The following is a 3,116-nucleotide window of genomic DNA, read 5'->3' as shown; positions in this document are numbered from 1 at the left end:
CCCTGTGCGTAGCCCTCCAAGCAGACGGCACCCTTCTGCCTACCGGACAGCCGGTTGCCGAGTGTGCGGGCTACGTACTGGTCAGTGCCTCGGAACACGGTGTTTACGAGGTCGTGCAGCAAGCGCTTTCGATGCCCACACCGGAGGAAGCCCTCTTATGGGCAACTACCACCTGCGGGGTAGTGATCGCGTGGTTTGTCGTGGGACGCATCGTCGGTAGCGTCGCAACGATGTTTGACAAATGACCGGCAAAAACCAATCAACCAACCAATGCAAGGAGAGACACCATGGATTCCATTCTCACTGGCCTGAGCGCTGCTGATGCCGTCCCCGCCCTGATCGGCGCGGCCACCATCATCGCCCTGTTGGGCTTCACGAAGTGGGCAGCAAAGAAGGTGGCCGGCTTCTTCGGCTGATGCAGGGCAGGGCGGGGCGATGTTTCGGCATCGCCCTTGCTCTATGTGGGGATCGACGGGAGTCCAGGACATGATCGTATTGGTGCTGTGTGGGTTCATCGGCGCGTGCTGCGGGATGGCGGGCGTCAAGGGGATGGATGCGTGATCCGCTCTCATCCTGTGCGGCGGCCCATGCCTCAATGCGTGTTGACCGCGCTGCTGCTCGTGGCAGCGTTCATGGGTCACATCGCAGACGTGAAAGCCTCGACGTGGCCCGATGAAGGGGCGGCATATGCTGCCTGCTACGCGCAAGCTGCTGCGGCTGGTGCTGCGAACTGCCAGTCTCGAAACCCACGCTCGATCAAGATTTCCGAAGGGTCCTATGAGGCTCGTTGGGAGTACAAGTGTTTCAACGCGTGGACGGATGCGCGTCGTGGTGATCTTTGCAACTACCCCAAGGAGCAATCTTGTGCCAGTCGTTCAGAGCAAACGGGATGGAAAGGCGGCGGCGACAATGGTCTAGGCTCGGTCTGCCACGATGGCTGTGCATATGATGGGTCGGTCTATGCCGGATCGCCTACCGGACGACTGTTCACCGCGAACGGCCAGGTCTGCAAGAACAGTGATCTTCCCTCGCCAGAGACACCGGCGCCCGGTGATGGCGATGGCGGTGGTGGTGGTGAGATTCCCGGCGATGGCGGTGGTGATGGCGGCAGTGATCCCGGCACCGGCCCCGGCAACGGCGGTGGCGGCGATGGTGGTGGCAACGGTGACGGCGATGGTGACGGTAATGGAGACGGCGACGGCGACGGCAACGGAAATGGCCCCGGCGATGGGGATGGGAATGGGGAAGGCGACGGTGATGGCGAAGGGTCAACGCTTCCCGAGGGTGAGATATGGAAGGCCCCCAAGGACACGGTACAAAGCGTGTTCGATGATTTCTATGACAAGGCCAAGAAGACCAAAGCGGTCGATGGCGTCACGAAGTTTATGAAGATCTCGGGCAACGGCTCGTGCCCAACCTTTACTGTTTCGGCGACCAAATGGTGGGCGTCGATGACCTATAGCGCGCACTGTTCGGGCGACTTCTTGGCGCTGCTGCAGCTGTGCGGATACGTGATCTTTGCGATTGCGGCCTATGCCGCCGTCCGCATCTCGCTGACCTGAGGATAGCCAATGTTTGCTGGGTGGATTGACGATTTCAAACAGTGGCTGTGGAACCTCGTGTTGAAGATGTTCGACACGTTGTGGGACATGGTTGTTGCCTCGATCGTGCGCACGTTCAAGGTGCTCGCGGAACTGATCTTGTACGTGCTGTCCAAGTTGCCGTTGCCGGAATTCATGCAGAACACCAGCCTCGGCGACATGCTGGCCAAGGGCGGTAGCACCGTGATGTGGTTCGCCCAGCTGTTCCAGCTTGGGCCATCCATGGTGATGATCGGGGTGGCCATCGTGTTCTATCTGCTGCGGCGCGTTCTCACGATAGGTATCTGGTAATGCTTGTATTCAACGAAGGCGTTCCGCGTGCTGGCAAGAGCTATGACGCGGTAAAGAATCACATTCTCCCGGCCCTGAAGAAGGGCCGTCGCGTGTACGCCCGACTGAATGGTCTGCGTCACGACAAGATCGCCGCGCACCTGGGCATGGCTGAAAGCGATGTGCGGGCGCAGCTGGTGCTGGTAGACACGAAAGAGGTTGTTAGCGCCTTCTCGTGCAGCCAGGACGACACCGGCAAGTGGTGCATCCCGGATCACTTCAAAGATGCGCTAGTGGTGATCGATGAGGTACATGAGTTCTATGTCAACGAGCGCAAGCCGCTCAGCCCGGAGGTAGAGAATTTCTGGGCGCTGCTGGGCCAGAACGGCGGTGACGCCGTCATCATGACGCAGTGGATCAACCGGCTTCACTCGGCGGTCAAGGCGCGCATCGAGCGCAAGAACACGTTCCAGAAGCTCACCGCAGTGGGCAGTAAATCCCGGTACCGCGTGACCTTTTTCCACACCACGTCGCCGGGCAAGTACGAAAAGGTGGGCGGGCAGACGCTCAAGTACGATCCGGCCATTTTCCCGCTGTATGACGGCTACGCGCCGGGCGCGGAGAACACCGAGGTCTACGAGGAAGGCGGTAAGACGGTGTGGGCCGCAATGGCAGTGCGCGGCGTGATCTTCCTCGTGCTGGGTGGCATTGGCCTGTACTTCTTCGCAGGGTTCTTCCTGAAATCAAAGCCCAAGAGCGAGCCAGCGCCCCGCGCAAGCACTCAGGACGCCGCTCGGCGGTCGCAGCCGATGGCGCATGGGGCAGGGGAGACAGTGCAGGGCGAACCGGCCGCGCCGGAGCCGGAGCGGGATCCCCTTGCCGATCTGACCACTGAGCAGCGGTATGTGGCGGATCTCGGGGAGAAGGGCCGGATACGGCTCGCGCTGATTGCCCAGGTCGCTGGAGAAGATCGCGGGTGGGTTCAGTGGATCAGCACGGAGAGCAACGAAATCATTGAACAACTGGACATACGCCAGCTTCGTGCACTGGGCTACGAGGTCGCCGTCGAGTCGTATGGGCTTCGGCTGTCGGCCGGGAGCCATGTGACGGTGGCTACTGCTTGGCCGTATAACGCGCCTATCCGCGAAAAGGATGCACGCCTGTACAACCTGTCCGGCGATGGGGCTGGCACCGCGACTGCGAGCGCAGCGAGTGGGCGTGGTGCTGGCGCCAGCGCCCATGGTG

Annotated in this window: 5 protein-coding genes; all 5 read left to right on the top strand. The window is 61.1% G+C overall.

Going from position 1 to position 3,116, the window contains the following annotated elements; all coding sequences use genetic code 11:
- The first annotated feature begins 2 nt into the window (after positions 1 to 2).
- The gene (locus AC07WC_RS17715) at positions 3 to 245 is read left to right on the top strand and encodes a hypothetical protein (protein ID WP_495211166.1); all 243 of its coding nucleotides are present in this window, start codon (positions 3 to 5) and stop codon (positions 243 to 245) included.
- Between the two features lie 42 nt (positions 246 to 287).
- Positions 288 to 416: a capsid protein gene (locus tag AC07WC_RS17710; protein WP_481433565.1), complete on the top strand. Its 129-nt coding sequence runs from the start codon at positions 288 to 290 to the stop codon at positions 414 to 416.
- 186 nt (positions 417 to 602) lie between these two features.
- A complete protein-coding gene (locus AC07WC_RS17705; RefSeq protein WP_495211165.1) occupies positions 603 to 1,562 on the top strand; it encodes an attachment protein in 960 nt (319 codons plus the stop codon).
- A gap of 9 nt (positions 1,563 to 1,571) precedes the next feature.
- Complete coding sequence (locus AC07WC_RS17700; protein WP_495211164.1) at positions 1,572 to 1,892, top strand: phage coat protein; 321 nt, start codon at positions 1,572 to 1,574, stop codon at positions 1,890 to 1,892.
- The coding region (locus AC07WC_RS17695; RefSeq protein WP_495211163.1) for a zonular occludens toxin family protein at positions 1,892 to 3,116 on the top strand (1,225 nt) is incomplete at its 3' end. The genes AC07WC_RS17700 and AC07WC_RS17695, both read left to right, overlap by 1 nt.

Source organism: Stenotrophomonas sp. GW821-FHT01H02A (genome assembly GCF_059422145.1).
This window is presented reverse-complemented; position numbering and strand designations above follow the sequence as displayed.

Coding starts and splice junctions, on each gene's coding strand:
- AC07WC_RS17710 (WP_481433565.1), top strand. CDS start 288: ATGGATTCCATTCTCACTGGCCTGAGCGCTGCTGATGCCGTCCCCGCC.
- AC07WC_RS17700 (WP_495211164.1), top strand. CDS start 1,572: ATGTTTGCTGGGTGGATTGACGATTTCAAACAGTGGCTGTGGAACCTC.